Origin of the sequence: Pararhizobium capsulatum DSM 1112 (genome assembly GCF_030814475.1) — a bacterium.
GTDB classification, from domain to species: domain Bacteria; phylum Pseudomonadota; class Alphaproteobacteria; order Rhizobiales; family Rhizobiaceae; genus Pararhizobium; species Pararhizobium capsulatum.
The window spans coordinates 529,477-544,626 of the sequence record NZ_JAUSVF010000003.1 but is presented as its reverse complement, the minus strand read 5'-3'; the positions used below and the strand labels follow the sequence as shown (position 1 = coordinate 544,626).

The following is a 15,150-nucleotide window of genomic DNA, read 5'->3' as shown; positions in this document are numbered from 1 at the left end:
TGCGGGAAGCCGAAGCAGGCGCGTCAATTCATGCTGCACTGCAACGATGCCTCGTCGACCGCCTTCCGTCAAGCCCATCCGGGTGCGGCTGTGATCGAGGTAGTCGCCAATCTCATCTTGGCAGCCGCCGATGACAGAACGAGTACGGCACCAGCAGCTCCGGTGTATTTCGAGCACTGGTGCGGACATGACGACTGCAAAACATAGGGTTCATTCGGGGGTCAAGTATCCTTTGCTCTGACAGCGGGAATATACGTGATTTGAAGGGAATGGCTACCCATAGACGGCGTGGGTTATTAAGACGGCCTCTTATCCCCGATGCCGAGCCTTTCTTTAATGTGGAGGTTGGGCATCACGCCTATATCCTGAGCGCCCCGGTAGGCGTGGCGGGTAACGAAAAATGACCCTACCCACATGGCGCCAGCGATGAGAAGAGCGGTAATCAGTATCCGGACGCGCACTGAGATCCTCTAAAAACATAGGGGGATTGTGCCATAAATCAGCAAGATCGCAAGAAATACAGATGGTTGGCCTTGACCTGACCATTGCTCATGAAGGAGTGTGGGTGTCATACCGCACTGCAGCAAATGTGGACCTTGCCAAACATGAAGCGTTTTTACTTCTCGATTGTGGTCGTAGTAGGAATTTTATTTTGGGGTGACGTGCTGTGGCTGACAGTTCGCTAGTTTACAGGCCCGCTCTCAGTCGAATTTTGTAAATCCGGAGGAATTGCAACCGGCTTAAATCAGTCGCAGCTCTTGGCTCTTCTCGACGCTGGCGACGTGATCCGCATGCTCAGGATCGAATTGAACCCAGATGATGAGCATATCAAGGAGCACCCAACATGCAGCATAACCCTGCCTTGCTTTCCACCGGAGCCGTTGCTCTTTCGACCTCGGCAACCGTTGCCGCTCTGATGGCCCATCTTGGTCGGATAGGCGCCGTCAGCAAGCAAGCTGAGCATGAAATCTATGAGGATGCGTTGCTGATGCTCGAGGAAGGCCAGGCCGACGATGAGAGTGGAATATTCGTCGCAGCCAGAGAGCTTATCGAAAAGCAATTGGCGATGGATGAAGTTGTGAGAGGCGCAGCAGGGCAAACAGAATGATTTGTCCAAAGCTCGACGAGTTGGAGACGGACACACTTGACCCCACGAGGATCGAGATGGTTTCCAACGGCACCTGGGCCGGCGTGATCGCGATGAACCTTCAGGTTCACGTAAGCTGTGGGCCGTGCAATCTCATGGTCGAGGTGGACATGAATAAACAGCCGCCTGACGGCAAGGCGATCGGCGTCGCCTTTCGATGCGGCGAATGCGGTCGGCTTGGTGGAACCATCATCAGCGGCAAGCCTGCACCGCACCGTGTCTAATCAGCGGCCGGGCAAAAAGAATGCTCCCGTCTCGTAACGAGGGCCGATACCTATCGGGCCGTTGAGGCCATTTATCGACATCGGTGCTTGCGGGCGAAATGAGGCTCGCTTGGCCCCGGCAAAGGACCAGATTTTCGCTAAATCAGCAGTAGGCCATCTTGAAAGTTTCGCTCTTTACAAGATTAATCTCTTTTGTCGCGGTTCCGATTTGACCATCCTCTCGGAAAAGTCCCGATTGCCCCAATCTCTAGGGAACGCCCCACCGCGACACGTCAGGCGAAAGGCCCCTTTGTCCGCTTCTCGAACCAGCGTGCTTAGGGGTCTTTCGTTGCTGTCGCGCCTGTGGCAGGCCCGCCCGGCAAGGGGTAGCTCTCGCTCAATCACCAAAAGGCTGTCTTGCTAGCTTCGCTCGCGCGTGCTTACGGTCCCGAAAATGTCCCCATTATCGGGAATGCCCACACGCGACGTTTGGCGCGATTGGTCCCCTTGTCGTGGGCCTTTCGTTGCGCCGGAAAATCGACCGAGCTATCCCCGCGTTCTGTGATATCACTGTCCAGTCATCAGCCCTTCAGGAGCCTTGATGCTTGGGAGATGCGCGCGCTCTCGCTCCACTGGAGACGAAAAGCATGCTAAATTTTCCACCCCCACTCGAAAAGCCCACGACGGTAGCTGTCTCTGTCCGTGCATTCGGCGCGGTTTGGATCGCGTCGATTATATCTCAAGGACTGTGTGAGCATCGCGGCTTTGGCACCGAGCGCGAGGCAAGGGCGTATGCAGCGGAGCGCGCAAGATTTTTGCGGTTATAGTCATGCGTACCTAAAAGACGGACGGATAGGGGCCGGGGAGAAAGCTTAGACTAAAGCGCGGTTTTACACTTCTCACCTGTTCGTGGATTCATAGTGGTATAAAGCGCCGGCGAGCAAGCCATTAAAGCCAAAGCTCCGAGCGTTGGCTCGCCCCGTACGCGGGGTTCGAACGAACCGTGCGCTCCCGCCTTCGGCAGCGAACGTACATCGACACGGAGAATCCTGGAGCAACGTGGTAACCAATTATTAACCATACCAAGCCACAATTTTCCTAAGCTTGATTGTCAACGCCCCAAGTGGCTGGGAATGCCCCCAATCCCTCTCGCGACTTCGTGAAAGGGCCCTCCGTGATGAGGTTATCAGCCAGATCGAAACTTGTTGCCGCACGCTAGGCACAAGCATCCCATGGTACTTCGCAACGCCGATCGGACGAGGTGCAATAATGAGGTATGATTGGACAGGAAAGAAGGCGCAAAGCCAAATTGAAAACCGCTTGCTTATGGTCAGCGTATTTTCAATTTTAATTCTCTGTATCTATATTCTCAAATTCTGGTTTTAAGCGGCCCCACGTTTACGAACGGAAATGTAAATTCTCCCATGCTAGAGCGCATTCTTCACGTTGTCCTAGCCGGATCGATTGCCATAACAATCGGGCTAGTGGTTGTTATTGTTTGGGGAAATGGAGAAGGTGCGGGGATGCCGCCATCCACACACGGAATGATAAACGCGCAGGCGAATTGATGGTGTCGCCTCGCTGCGACGCCGATGCCAATGCGATGCCCGCACGACCCTGGGCCTTCGGGACCGTGCCCTGGCAGTCGCTCTACTTAGTCCGTGGGTGATCCACTGCTGACCGGCCAACGCCCAAGCATCGCAAGTCTGTGACCAAGCGCCAATGAAAAACGCCCGCTCGAAGGAGCCGGTTAAATCGTAGCTATGGAAAAATGGTGCACGCTGCCGCTGTCAGCAGGGACTGGGGTTCCAAGGGGTTGGTCGTCCCAAGCGGCAGCGTACCGCCACAGTCTATCCCCGGCGAGCAACGGAACAAGAGTTAGCTGTTACTCACTTTGGGGGGCGTGGATGCCGGCAATCTACGAGATGTGACACAGGCGGTGTCAGAGTAGAAGTAACCTGCGCACAGCGACATGCCATTGAGACCCTCAGAGAAGTGGCGACAACCTGCACATGGGAAATCCAGGGTGATTCCGCATGTGGTGCAACCGTTGCTAAGCCCTGCGCGGCGGTTCCCATTTCCTGAACTCTTCGACCAGTTTTTGCCGGCGGTCCTCTTTGGCGGCGACGGCGGCCGCTCGCCGCTCAGCCGGCGTGGGCTTATTTGTCCTAAAAGTCTTCCCCTTCTTGGGATGCGATTTTGCCTTTACGGCCGTCGCAATCTTCCGGCTCGTGAAATGCCACTCCACATTTTCGGGGGCGAAGCCAAATTTCGGATCGCGAGGAGCCAGATGTCGATTGGCGCGCCAAGAGGGCGTTCGATCCCATAGATCAGCTTGAAAACGATCAAAACTATCGCGCCAGCCAGACCACACGTAATCGCCGGATGTGACTATCCGGTCGTATTCGCCGCGAAGGAATATGCTCTTGTCCATAAGGTGAGGATAAACCCACATAAAGAACATATCAAGAACATCATTCGGGTGACGGCTCAACCTTTCAAACCGCTTTCTACACCGCAGGCGGGTCGGCGTTGCTTGACCAGTTGCAGCAAGCGCAAAACGTCGTGCATCTCTTCAATGGTCGGGACCCTGGAAGGCTACGGGGTCAGCGATCCTCGTTGTCTTCTGATGCCCGTTTTGTTGACTGGTGCTGGGGCGCTTGGCTGCCGAGTTGTCCTTGATTACGGCGAAACCGTTCCCGTTCGGCGATTACTCCAATTGGATTAGACGCGCTGCGCTGTTGTTTGTCCGTGCATAATCCGTTCGGCAACCGTTCGTGCTATTGAAGAAAACCAAGTTTCTTACCATCAAGTGAACAAATTGCGATTCAGCTCGGCGCCAAACGCGGTGATGCCGAACGTCCACCAGCAGGCGATACAATCGTTCGGCGTCACCGCGATCTCGCCCCGTGCGCTATCGCTCAGAAACTCTCAAGCTGAGAGCGCAGCCGTCTCAGCGATCAGGTCAGTCCATCAATGTTTCAGGCACTTGGCTCCCATTTCCATCGCTTTGTACGTCCCCTTCAGGTCTACGACAAATGTTGCCGTGGTTTTCGGAAAAACGATCATTTCGTATTTTTTAGCGATGTCGCGCTTGAAATTCGGGTCGTTGGCCAAGATATAGCCGCCGGAATAGCCACCTTTGAGTTCGCCATGCGTGCTGGTGGCGAGACCGCTATAGAGTTTACCTCCGACGTCAACGAACACTTCCGTCACCGTGCCGTTCTGAAAGCCGATATCCGCCTTCGTGAACACGCCTAGATAACCGACCTCCTGATTGGCTGTGACACCCATTTGGACTGAACCCATGCCGTAATCCCGCACGATCAAGCAATCGCCGCGGGTTTGATTTTCATAGACGGTCCAGCCCTCGACTTCTCCATATTTGACAAGCACGTCGGTTGCACTGGGGACGGGTGTTTGTGCGGTGGTCGCAGTTGCGGATAAGAGCGATGCTGACATCGCGGCGATAACAGTCAGGACGTTTCTCATTGGTAACCCTTTTTTTGTGTGCTGTCTGACTTGATCCGTGGCGAGGATCAGCGCGATCCCACGTGAGAACCAGAAAAAATCAGTGTCAAAAAAACCAAATTTGAGGCGGTCGAGAAATTCTGTGGGCACTGCTCAGGGGGCTCGACTTCCGCGATATCAGATGGTCGGAACTTCACATTCCGGTCGCATGGATCGTAACCGAGAACGAGCCTACATCTACTTCATAAAGAATAGAAATGGAATTTCGGGCGGCGACCCAAAGGCGACGCGATGGGGGGACGAACTACAAGCTCACCACGGCCGGCCTGAACTTCACCAATGCCTAAAAACCGAAAATACGACGAAGGAACGTTCGTTCAGGGGAGGGTGGTTGAAGCGCCGCCAACGCAGCTTTCAACGACGACAGCCTTTTGGCGATCTGGTGGTGTTCCAAGCTGGTCGCGAAATTGTGGAGCAGTCGATCAATGTCGGCACATTCCAACTGCGATTGCGCCATAGCAAATCGCCTGCTGATCTCTGGCTCGGAAAGTTTGTTCATCTCGGCTTCGAGATCGAAAAAACGGGAGAAGAAACTTGGGTGCTTGAAGTCTATGTTCTGAGACAGAAGAATATCTGCTGCCAGGAACGTAATTTTTTGGTCAAGGCGATACTCGTACATGCCTTTGCCTCTTTGAAAATCTCTCCAATATCGAGATATTGAAGCACAGGCTCCGCAATGCTTCCATACGCTAGAATCATTTCTTGCGTGCCCGTGTCGTTTTTGTCACGGCCGGAGGCGACCTGCCTGGCGACTACGATGTTCACCCTCCTTCGCCCTTCGAAACCTTATCGATCGCCAATTGCTGTTCTATAAGGTCTCTGGCGGCGAGGAATACTCCGCTCGCATCGTTGGCTTGGCCCTCTTCAAGCATCAGTAACGCATCCTCATAGATTTCACGTTCAGCCTGCTCACTGACGGCGCCTATTCGTCGAAGATGGGCCATCAGAGCGGCGACGGTTGCTGAAAGGGAAAGAGCAACGGCTCCGGCAGAAAGCAAGGCACGGTCATGCTGCATCGTCAGGGCTCCTTGATGCGATTATACGTTGCGTCCGACACCATCTTGAACGTGCTGATCGTGTCGGCTGCATCGAGCAGGGCGTCTTTCGCCTCGTCGGGCGGTAGTCCCTTGCTCTGGCCGATGCAGTCTGACGGTAGATAACGACGTCTCGGCGTAGGCGGTTCTGCTCGGCGTCGATTTGCTGGTGCATGTCTCGTATCGTATCGACCGACCGATCCAGCAATCGGCTTACCTCGGTCGCGCTCAGCTATAAAGTCGGTGGTGTGGGTCATGCCAATCTGCTCCCTACCATGCAAACGACACCAAGGCCGCGCGGCTCATCCTGCCAGGTGGCCTGATGCTATTCGATCTGCTCGTTAGCCTCGTACCACTCGTTGGATTCGGCCTTCAAATGTTCCAGGACAGTCCGGGTAACAATTATGGCTACGTCGTGCGTCGATTAGCGATCCTCTTTGTCTCGTGAGGCCCGTTCTTTGGTGATTGGTTGAGGGGACAGTGGGTTTCCGAATTGACCTTGATCCAGGCGAAACCGTTCCCTTTCGGCGATCATGTCCCGTACCTGGGCGATCTGGAGAGGATAGCCATCACCACCGGTTCTGCGGTTCTTTTCCTCGAGAACTCGCAAGGCACTGCGAAGCGTCCTGAGTTCGTCATCGATATCCGCCACAATTCAGCTCCTTCGCCGACAATATCGCCGCTATGGCGCGTACAGAGATGGCTGTTCATCCATCAAACAACACGGCAATCGGGTCGAACGGATTGTTGGTCCCTTCACCGAGTCAACTGTAGCAGCCGGGACCAGGCCATATCCGCACCTTTTGATTTCTTTGGCAACCGGGCCTTCGGGGCGGAGAGCCATCAAACTCCGTTGCTGGTTGGTTCGCGCGACGAACCGAGGGAGGTAGCTAAGTTCGGTTCCCAGCTGCACACAGTATGTGAATTCAATTTTTGCTGGCATTTTTTCAGTTGTGCAATATTCTTTCTGCTTCAGTTATAGTTGCGGAGGCCTTATGAGTGCGACGCTGAGCTGGATAGCCGAGAATAATCGCCGATGGGTGGGAATGCTTGGTCGGCATCCGGTCGCAACGATCATCCAGTTGCAGGAGCCACAAGGCCAGTGGCTGTGGTCGGAGAACCTTACAAAGCTCGGCGGCTTCCAGCGCTCGCATAGTTTCACCGATGCGCAAAAAGCGGCCGAAGGAAACGTCCGCGCATGGCTTGAGGGTGCTGGCCTACCGACTGCGTCAGGTTAAATGGTCCCGGCATTTTATGGATTTGACCATTCTCGTCTTACGCACTGGGCGGAGCCCGCGACACGCAAGCCCAACTCAAAGGACAGAGACCATAAATCGTCGCATTCCATCGATTTGGAGACGAAGTAGGGTCCTTCAGAAGTTGAGCCGTACGCCAATGACATTTGCATTGGAGGCGCCGTGCATGTCGCCGAGCGTCCCCCAGGCTCCGGACCGGTGGTGAAGCCGCCAGAAGAAATCGACGTCGGGAATGGTGTCGAAGGAAAGGTTCAACTCGGGGCCGAGATAGAAAAGCGTTCTGGCGTCCCCGTTGTGTTCCAGTCGTTCTGGCGCTCCCGCCCCTCCTGGGTATGCGTGACATAGCTGATGCCAAACGTAAAGGCTGGCGAGATACGGACAGCGTCGCCAATCTCGAAACCGTCGTAGCACCCGACGAGGCCGCCCCAGAATTCCGCATTCGGATGCCCGCCAAATCTTCCGGCGGGCCCCGCTTCCAGTCCGAACTTGAAGGAGCCCATCCTTGCCGGGAACAACTGGTAGCCGAGGCCGACGATCGGGAGGTCGGCGGATGTGGAACCGAAAGGATTAGCTGCGTAGAGCATGTCCGCGTCGACCATCGCGCCGCCGAAGACGAATACCGCCTGATCGATGTCGTTGTTCTGTGCCTGCGCATCGGTTATTCCCAACAGCGACATCGTGGCAGCGCCGAGCAGCAGAGCAAGCGGGATGGCAGTTGAAGCCTTCATATCGGATCTATTCCTGGACTTCATGTTTTCTCCGGCGGGCGTGTGCATCCACCTTGCGGAAGTCCGCCTAATAATTCTTGAAATGGCTTATCCCGTTCGCACAGGTATTGCAAAATGACTCATCTCCCCTTCTGCGATAAACGGAGGGCATGAGCGAGAGCCTGTTTCCGACACGCTGGGCCAACGACAAACCGCCATCGCTGGAGAAGTTCACCTCGGACTTCGCCGATGACTACGCCTGCGCGGAATATCTGGCGAAGAAGCGTTGGAAGAGCGGCTTCCGATGCCCGCGTTGCGGAGGGAACCGCGCCTGGCGGTTGGAGGCTCGCCCATGGGTATGGGAATGCCAGGGCGTTCTCGTCGATGACAACGGGGCGCGAACCACCACGGGCTGCCGCCACCAGACATCGCTCATCGCCGGAACGGTGATGCATGGCACGCATCTCCCGCTCCGCATCTGGTTCCTGGCAGCCTAGCTTCTCGCCACCCATTCGAACGGGATGTCCGCCCTGCAGCTCCAACCGAAGCTGGGCCTCGGCAGCTACAAGACCGCCTGGCTTCTGCTTCACAAGCTGCGGCGGGCAATGGTCGATCCCGACAGGCGTCCACTTCGTGGCATCATCGAGATCGACGAGACCAACGTGCCGTTCCGCCGCAAAGACGAACCAGACGGGGGCGGTCAGGGCCGCAGCCCCATCGGCAAGATTTTCATGATTGGAGCGGTGGAGGTGGAGGCGGGAAAGTACCCTGCGCGTTGTCGGCTGCAGCGTATCGTCAACATCAACCGCGAGAGCCTGCACGCCTTCATCCGGGACAACACCGCCGTCGGCAGCCTGCTCCTCACCGACGGCAACACCGCCTACAGGAAGTTGGAAGATCGTGGTCACCAGGCGATCAACCTGAGCGCCGTCGATGCACCGCCTGCGCATGAGGTCCTGCCGTGGGTGCACCGCCTCTTCGCCAATTTCAAGCGGTGGAGCTACGGGACGTATCACGGTGTCTGCGACAAGCACGTCGACATCTACGCCAACGAGTTCGTCTTCCGCTGGAACCGCCGCCGACATTTCCAGACAAACGTCGGCACCATCCTCGGTCTCGGCCAGCGGATCGGCCGAACGACATGGCGCGACATCGTCGGCGACACGGGCGAGTGGAAAGAAGCACACGAGGATCAGGTTCTAGCCATGGTCAGGCCTGACCGCCTCGACCGCGCCCAAGGACTACGCCGTGGAACACGGTTGCGATATCTTCGAAGCACTCGACGAAGTTCGGCGGAGCGAGAAGAGGTGGAAATATCGGCGAAGGCGCCCCAGACGTTCCGCCCTCCCTCCAAGAAGATCAGGGGAGGAGCGCAACACGAGGCGGTATGTCCATCCGCCGCTGCTCGATCCCGCGAAAGGTTATCTTCGGCACATTCCGCCAGGATCGAAGATTACCGGAGCAAGGCGCGGACTGCGGACCGAAGCAAAACTGGCGAGATTTACGGCTTAAAAGTGCTGGAAGAGCCATCATACGACCCTTTCAGCTCGGGGTCCTCTTCGATTTCTTCCTCGACATTCGGAGTTAGCTGAAGCATTCGACCATGGCGGACTGCGATGAGTTTACGTCCCGATCTTCGCGCATGTAGTCGAATAGGTAGGCATCGACGACAAGCGTAAGCCCACCATCGATTTGGAGTCCGTGCGTCACGTTCCCTGCATCGACGAAGGTTCTCAAGACTTCCTTCGCGCGTCTGACGGTATCTGCGAAACTGCGAGCGGCATGCGGATTGCGCCGGCGAAGATACGCAGCCTCACTCCTGACGAAGTCGGCTGCGTCTTTTGAGACTTTCACTCGCGTCATGCAGCCTGTCCGGCAACGATTTTGTCCACATCGGCGATGAGGTCGTCGATGTCCTCATACTCGCCAGCCTCGATCTGATCGCGGCCACGAACCGCAGCCAACACATCCGCCCCTTCGTTGAGGAGATACGTCTTCAGAGCGCGGACGATGATGTAGCTTCTTGATCGGTCGGTAGCTTCAGCGATAGCCTCGATGCTCGCAACGACATCTGAAGGGACGCGGAGAGTTACGGATTCCGACCCATGCGACTTGGTCATAGAGCTTCTCCTATTCGGCAAACTGCAAGACAATGTAAGACAAATCGGTTGACTGGTCAACTCATCTTAGCCCGCTGTGGATCGGCGCTGCAACTTGACGCATTTTCATCCGATTCCTGTAATTCTCTAAGTCGCGTCGTACTGAGTCGGCCTCCCGCTAACACTTCATGTGGTATCAACCTGTACGAACGGGATAAGCCATTTCTTGATAGGCATGGCAGCGAGTCCAACAATCGCTATCCAGTCGTGGCCGACCTCCTCCAATACACGCTTCAAGGGATAATCCCGGCAACGAATCATCATGGGGAACCTATCGTTTTGTTTTCCTTAGTTAACAGCGCCGTGGTCGTCGGACAGGGAGGCGGGTTTTTGGTCGCTACTGCCTCGAAGCCGGTGGTTCACGGGTACGTGTCGGCAAACGCGAGTTTAACGGCTTCTTTGGCGGTTTATCCATCAAGCAAGAGGGCGGGATGGTAAGGGGGGCGGAATTGAGGGGAGTATCAAGAAAACCGGTCAGGCGTCGTGTTTCTCTTTTTCAGTGAGTTCACGGACTTTCGTTACGAGGAATTGATACATCTGGTAAGCGGCGCATCCAATCAGCCCAAGAAACGGCAACCACACGAGAATGAAAAAAATATCGGGAATGTCTGTTTTAAGGGTGCACGCCCTAGCAATTCCGATGATGGTGGCGAGGCAACCAGCCATCACTGCATTCTCTTTGACGCCCATAATTCCCCCGCGCTTTCCGCGTAGACGTGCCTAAACAGCGTGTGATTGAAATTTTGTGCGCTTTCATTCTCCAGCTGAGCCATCCCCCGATAGCAATCCGGAATCCAACCGCTAGACTGCTATGTTGGCGAACGAGCTGAAGTTTCTATTTTCTCTAAACTTGCGATGGCCCATCACGCCCTCCGTTACCCGCTTGATAGCAGGAGAACGTTTCGGTTCATTTTAGAGAATAGCTAAAAGCCCTCGTATATGCGTGCCGAAGCCCGCGCCTCCATATGGGAAAGGCAAAACCTGTCACCGAAAATAGCTTCGTCACCCATATTTCGCGCTCCCATAGCTGCTGCAACATTCGACTACGTCGTCGATCACCACGGACGGAAGTTCCTTTCGAGGCGAGCGGTTCGTCGTGCTGGTGTATAGCTAGCCTAGCGACTCGAGGCGCCTGACGACAAGGCGGACTCGCTGTTCGCCGCGGTGCTTCCAGACGGCGCCGGTCAATTGGTCCTGGTATCCAAGCTCGACCAGGCCCGCTTCAACGAGCTGCTGGCAACGTAAGCGTGTCCCGTTCGCGGCTGACTTGCTCACCTTTTCTCCAGGGATGCCTGCAACGATGGCCGCGAGATCAGTAATCGCTATCCAGTCGTCGCCGACTTTCTCCAATACACGCTGCATAGGCATAATCTTATCCCGGGTAACGAATCATCAAGGACAGCCTATTGGCTTGTTTTCCTTAGTCAACAGCGCCGCGGTCGTCGGCGAGGGAGGCGAGTTTTGGCCCACATCGCCTCTATGCTGGACAGTTCGCGGCACAGCTACCCCTTCGCAACGGCGGCGAAGTCTCCGATAGGCCAGATGAGCAGCCAACGAAGGCGCGGCCATTCCTTCCGAGGTTGATGAATGGGCTGGCTGAAGGCTTTTGCCTTCGGCTGCAGGATCGTGGACTCTTCGGCCGAGCGTAAATCCCGGGAAGGAGGGAGAACTGGCCGGTATGCAGACCGCGGACGCATATTGCGACAACCTTGCCAACGCCTGCAGGTTCGACGGGTGAGAGATGGCAATGCAAAGGATCGTACCCGCAGTCGGCCCTAGTATAACGCCAAAGGCGAAAAGATCGTTGACAACCTCGCATCCCTCCATCAACGGTCGAGATGGCACGCCAAACTGCCGCCACGACCTTCTGACGGGCTCGAAACCAGATGGCACTGCATCGGCGAAACCCTGCGGCAACTGGACGCTGGCAGCGCAGCGATAGTTAACCACAGCGATTGGACCGGGTTGAACGATTGAGCCGAGGCCTGGAATGCTTCAAACCTGAAACATGCGGTTGCTCGGTTAAGGCCTTCGCGGGACTGGCGGTGAAGAGCTATTTCTATTGCGTTGCCGCGAACTAGTCCAAGCCGGCATGCCTGCGATGGAGCCGGACTAAGGGCCGGTACTCTCGCTTTTATGGGCTGTCGCGAGGATTTCAGTCATACGAACCTTCGACTTTTCGACAACGCGGGCCTGCCCTTCTGGCGAAAGCCCGACAAAAACGTTACTGTCGAGCAGGACGGCACCTTCTTCATTCCACTTGGACAGCAACGTTCTTCGAATTTCCCCCTCGTCATCCTCCCGGATTGCATTGAGGACCAAGCGCAGAAGCGTGGTCACAACGACTGACTGCGCCGCCTGGGCCGCCAGAAGGTCTTCAATGATCTCGTCCATGCCATTCTCCCAGGTTGATCGAGGCAATATTAGAAAAAGCGCGAGAAGCGAAGCGGGCGTTCCGCTAGCCGCCGTTTTCGGTTCGAACGAGCTCATATTGCTTGGATAGGTAGGCATCTGCCGCCGCTTCGCTCTTAAAGAAGGACTCTTGTTCCGCTTTGGCGCCGACGTTCAATGTCTTCACGAGCCATCCGTCGCCAAGCTTTTCCTTCGATGTCGATGCCAACGGCCTATCAGGAAACGCCATTTCACACACTCCCAAGGTTGACCCGTGCCAGTCCTCAACAACGCACGGCGTGAAAGGTTTGCGCAGGTGGTCACTAAAGGCAAGACCGGTGAAGAGGGTTATGTCGAGGAAGCATCGGGGCAACGCCACCTGGATGGAAGGAGGATCCGCGAAACCACGCGGTGCCTTGATCTCCATGGCAATCGCGCCGGCAAGGGGGCGTTGACGGTTTGCCTAGACAACTGGCACGACCGGCTCTCCGATTCATCGGTGGATGGAGCGCGTTTCAGGATGGTTCCCCGTGGCGCGTATTGAGAGGCGGATCTTGGTCCCATCATCCTGCGATCTGTCGGTCGTCATATCGCGACCGAATGATCGAAACGAACAGGGGGTGGGAGGGCCGTGTTGGTTTCAGGCTAGTCTGTGAGCTTTAGGAGGAAAAGAATGTCATTGAATAGACGAATATCTGTTCTGACTGAGGTTGATATGGAATCGGCCGACGGCGTCAGAAGCGGTGAAGATGTTGGCGGCGGTTTCGGTGCAATTCGTGACCGCGGTTTTTTTAAGATTGTCCATCTCAGCGCCGATGATTTGCGGGATCAGGTCACAAACCTCCTTGAAGTTGTTCAACATGTATTTGATCAGTCTTTCACGAACGCCAGTCTCTCTTTAGATCAGCTTGAACTTTCTGTTGAAATTAGTTCTGAAGGTCAAATTAATATACTAGGGTCAGGGGGCAAGGTGGCCGGGCGAGGGGGAATTAAACTGATTTTCAAAAAGGATAAGCAGAAAGAAATCATTTAGGTACCGATGTGGCGCTCTGAAATATTCCGACAGGTGTAGAATTATATTTCGCCCGGGACCGATTCTGCGATTTGATATGCATATAGGTGCTTGCCAGGATCGGGGTTGTGGTCCACCAGGCCGTTGTCATCATCATTCGTCGGCAAGGAAAACCGCACCGTGGCCCGAAAGCACTTTACGATTTTCTTACGATCTTCCGTGCCACAACGGCAGGCGCGTGAAGTTCTGCGTACGCGCCCGCCAGTAAGGCGGCCGGCTGTGACGGCTGCCAGCCGGGTTTTTCGCGAACGACAATCACCCGTTACTCGATCACGACAGCAACGAACGATAAGCCAACCATCGCGGGGCAGGCGTGGCCTACAGCATCATATATATGGCGGACTCGGCCAATACCTGCATTTGAGTATGCGTCGGCAGATCGGTTAGTATCTGAGAGCGCATTTCACATGGGAGAACTTTAGGCGGCGTGTCGGGCTATGATCTGGTGCTTGACGACGCTTGCCCATGCAACATGTGATATTCGATCGCAGACAGATAGAAGTATATTTTCACTTCAACCATTGCGATTAAGGGCTGGTGATTTACGAGAAATTCTCCTATGCTGCGGTTCGTCGCGCGTTTTTTTGAACCTGCGCGGGGTCGATTGTCCTGGGGGGCGCAGATTGAAATACAATATTGTTTGTATGGCTGCTGCCGCGGCCCTCATATTTGGTCTTCAGTCCGTCGCCGCCGCTGATGTCTATCCCCCAGCGGCAACCTCACCCACCTGGTCCGGCTGCTATCTCGGTGTCAACACCGGCTATGGTCGTGCCGATGCGGATACGACCGATATGCCGTTCGGTGAAGGCCCATTCGCCGGTTCGGGCAGCGGCTGGAATGACCCCGCCTATGAGACGATCGGCATGGCCGGCAACGGGCTGACAGGTGGCGTCGAGACCGGGTGCGATCAGCAGTTCGATCTGAGCGACAAAACTTTCGTGGTCGGGGGGGTCCTCGATTTCTCGCTGATGAACCTCGGCGCGACCGGGACTTCGGCAATCCAGAGCGATACCCATACAAGCTTCGACATGGACTGGGCGGCAAGCGCGCGGTTGCGCGCTGGTGTAACGGCGTCCGATGTCCTGTTCTACGTCACCGGCGGCGTGGCGTTTGCCGATATCAATGTGCGCGCCTTTGACAGGCACGAAGTCCCGACGCAGGGGCTGATGGACGTGTCGGGCGGAGGTACGGAAACCGGTTGGGTGGCAGGCGGCGGTGTCGAATGGCGCTTCCAGCCGAACTGGTCGGTCGGCCTGGAATATCTGCATTACGATTTCGGCGCGGTGACTGCCACGGGCGCGGCCATTGAACCGGTGGGCGCGTTCCCACGATTTGAGAGCGATATTGACGCCGATGTCATCCGCGTCGGACTGAAATGGCGGATGTGATACCCAACATTCCATACTGATTGCCGCCGAAGCAATCAGCTTTGCAGATCAGTTTTTTCAAGGTCACCGGCAGCGCCGGATATCGTGCATTTGAGCATCAAGCCTTCGCCTGCGCTCACCGGGCTCTCGGAGTTTCTTCCGAGAGCGATCCGGCCACAGATTTTCGAATGACATCATTTTTTCTGCGCGACCGATCCGCCATGGCGCGGAAAACATACAATAGTCGACAAGGATAACGACCTCGCCCCCGTCGGTTCAAAAA

The 15,150-nt window shown here is 55.7% G+C and carries 19 protein-coding genes and 1 pseudogene; 6 read left to right on the top strand and 14 right to left on the bottom strand.

Translation table 11 applies throughout. The features are described 5' to 3' along the window. Nucleotides 1-844 precede the first annotated feature (844 nt). Both QO002_RS27745 and QO002_RS27740 read left to right on the top strand, forming a co-directional pair. Nucleotides 845-1,108 (top strand): hypothetical protein, encoded by a 264-nt coding sequence (locus QO002_RS27745; RefSeq protein WP_307236043.1) that lies wholly within the window; start codon nt 845-847, stop codon nt 1,106-1,108. Next, nucleotides 1,105-1,371 (top strand): hypothetical protein, encoded by a 267-nt coding sequence (locus tag QO002_RS27740; protein WP_307236041.1) that lies wholly within the window; start codon nt 1,105-1,107, stop codon nt 1,369-1,371. The genes QO002_RS27745 and QO002_RS27740 overlap by 4 nt, the downstream gene beginning before the upstream one ends. A gap of 2,032 nt (nt 1,372-3,403) precedes the next feature. Here the strand turns inward: QO002_RS27740 and QO002_RS27735 are convergent. The 6 genes from QO002_RS27735 to QO002_RS27710 form a co-directional block, all read right to left on the bottom strand. Continuing rightward, the gene (locus QO002_RS27735; RefSeq protein WP_307236039.1) at nt 3,404-3,844 is read right to left on the bottom strand and encodes a hypothetical protein; all 441 of its coding nucleotides are present in this window, start codon (nt 3,842-3,844) and stop codon (nt 3,404-3,406) included. Between the two features lie 479 nt (nt 3,845-4,323). Next, entirely contained in the window at nt 4,324-4,971 is a 648-nt protein-coding gene (locus QO002_RS27730) for a hypothetical protein (RefSeq protein ID WP_307236037.1), read from the bottom strand. A 193-nt stretch (nt 4,972-5,164) separates the two neighbouring features. Further along, complete coding sequence (locus tag QO002_RS27725) at nt 5,165-5,500, bottom strand: hypothetical protein (protein ID WP_307236035.1); 336 nt, start codon at nt 5,498-5,500, stop codon at nt 5,165-5,167. A gap of 142 nt (nt 5,501-5,642) precedes the next feature. Further along, complete coding sequence (locus QO002_RS27720) at nt 5,643-5,897, bottom strand: hypothetical protein (RefSeq protein ID WP_307236032.1); 255 nt, start codon at nt 5,895-5,897, stop codon at nt 5,643-5,645. A 2-nt stretch (nt 5,898-5,899) separates the two neighbouring features. After that, nucleotides 5,900-6,172, bottom strand: a complete 273-nt coding sequence (locus QO002_RS27715; protein ID WP_307236030.1) for a hypothetical protein — start codon at nt 6,170-6,172, stop codon at nt 5,900-5,902. 167 nt (nt 6,173-6,339) lie between these two features. Next, complete coding sequence (locus QO002_RS27710) at nt 6,340-6,567, bottom strand: hypothetical protein (RefSeq protein ID WP_307236028.1); 228 nt, start codon at nt 6,565-6,567, stop codon at nt 6,340-6,342. 343 nt (nt 6,568-6,910) lie between these two features. On the opposite strand from QO002_RS27710, the gene QO002_RS27705 reads away from it, so the two are divergent. Then, the gene (locus tag QO002_RS27705; RefSeq protein ID WP_307236026.1) at nt 6,911-7,153 is read left to right on the top strand and encodes a hypothetical protein; all 243 of its coding nucleotides are present in this window, start codon (nt 6,911-6,913) and stop codon (nt 7,151-7,153) included. A 135-nt stretch (nt 7,154-7,288) separates the two neighbouring features. Here the strand turns inward: QO002_RS27705 and QO002_RS27700 are convergent, their stop codons facing one another. Together QO002_RS27700 and QO002_RS27695 are read right to left on the bottom strand one after the other, a co-directional pair. Further along, the gene (locus QO002_RS27700; protein WP_307236024.1) at nt 7,289-7,426 is read right to left on the bottom strand and encodes a hypothetical protein; all 138 of its coding nucleotides are present in this window, start codon (nt 7,424-7,426) and stop codon (nt 7,289-7,291) included. Then, nucleotides 7,423-7,899, bottom strand: a complete 477-nt coding sequence (locus QO002_RS27695; RefSeq protein WP_307236022.1) for a hypothetical protein — start codon at nt 7,897-7,899, stop codon at nt 7,423-7,425. The genes QO002_RS27700 and QO002_RS27695 overlap by 4 nt, the downstream gene beginning before the upstream one ends. A gap of 149 nt (nt 7,900-8,048) precedes the next feature. On the opposite strand from QO002_RS27695, the pseudogene QO002_RS27690 reads away from it, so the two are divergent. Continuing rightward, nucleotides 8,049-9,035 (top strand): annotated as a pseudogene (locus tag QO002_RS27690) (IS1595 family transposase); the annotation flags it as partial. A gap of 427 nt (nt 9,036-9,462) precedes the next feature. Here QO002_RS27690 and QO002_RS27685 read toward each other — a convergent pair. From QO002_RS27685 to QO002_RS27655, 6 genes are all read right to left on the bottom strand, one after another. After that, nucleotides 9,463-9,741, bottom strand: coding sequence for a hypothetical protein (locus QO002_RS27685; RefSeq protein WP_307236020.1), 279 nt, complete (start codon nt 9,739-9,741; stop codon nt 9,463-9,465). Further along, nucleotides 9,738-9,998 carry a CopG family ribbon-helix-helix protein gene (locus QO002_RS27680; protein WP_307236018.1) on the bottom strand — a complete coding sequence of 87 codons (261 nt, stop codon included), beginning with the start codon at nt 9,996-9,998 and terminating at the stop codon, nt 9,738-9,740. The genes QO002_RS27685 and QO002_RS27680 overlap by 4 nt, the downstream gene beginning before the upstream one ends. Nucleotides 9,999-10,511: 513 nt before the next feature. After that, nucleotides 10,512-10,727, bottom strand: coding sequence for a hypothetical protein (locus QO002_RS27675; RefSeq protein ID WP_307236016.1), 216 nt, complete (start codon nt 10,725-10,727; stop codon nt 10,512-10,514). A gap of 420 nt (nt 10,728-11,147) precedes the next feature. Then, nucleotides 11,148-11,405 carry a hypothetical protein gene (locus QO002_RS27670; RefSeq protein ID WP_307236014.1) on the bottom strand — a complete coding sequence of 86 codons (258 nt, stop codon included), beginning with the start codon at nt 11,403-11,405 and terminating at the stop codon, nt 11,148-11,150. Nucleotides 11,406-12,149: 744 nt separating this feature from the next. After that, nucleotides 12,150-12,431 carry a hypothetical protein gene (locus QO002_RS27660; protein WP_307236012.1) on the bottom strand — a complete coding sequence of 94 codons (282 nt, stop codon included), beginning with the start codon at nt 12,429-12,431 and terminating at the stop codon, nt 12,150-12,152. A gap of 64 nt (nt 12,432-12,495) precedes the next feature. Further along, nucleotides 12,496-12,855 carry a hypothetical protein gene (locus tag QO002_RS27655; RefSeq protein WP_307236009.1) on the bottom strand — a complete coding sequence of 120 codons (360 nt, stop codon included), beginning with the start codon at nt 12,853-12,855 and terminating at the stop codon, nt 12,496-12,498. 246 nt (nt 12,856-13,101) lie between these two features. Here QO002_RS27655 and QO002_RS27650 point away from each other — a divergent pair, with 246 nt between their 5' ends. Both QO002_RS27650 and QO002_RS27645 read left to right on the top strand, forming a co-directional pair. Continuing rightward, entirely contained in the window at nt 13,102-13,461 is a 360-nt protein-coding gene (locus QO002_RS27650; protein WP_307236007.1) for a Pepco domain-containing protein, read from the top strand. A gap of 683 nt (nt 13,462-14,144) precedes the next feature. Beyond that, the gene (locus tag QO002_RS27645; protein ID WP_307236005.1) at nt 14,145-14,888 is read left to right on the top strand and encodes an outer membrane protein; all 744 of its coding nucleotides are present in this window, start codon (nt 14,145-14,147) and stop codon (nt 14,886-14,888) included. Nucleotides 14,889-15,150 lie beyond the last annotated feature (262 nt).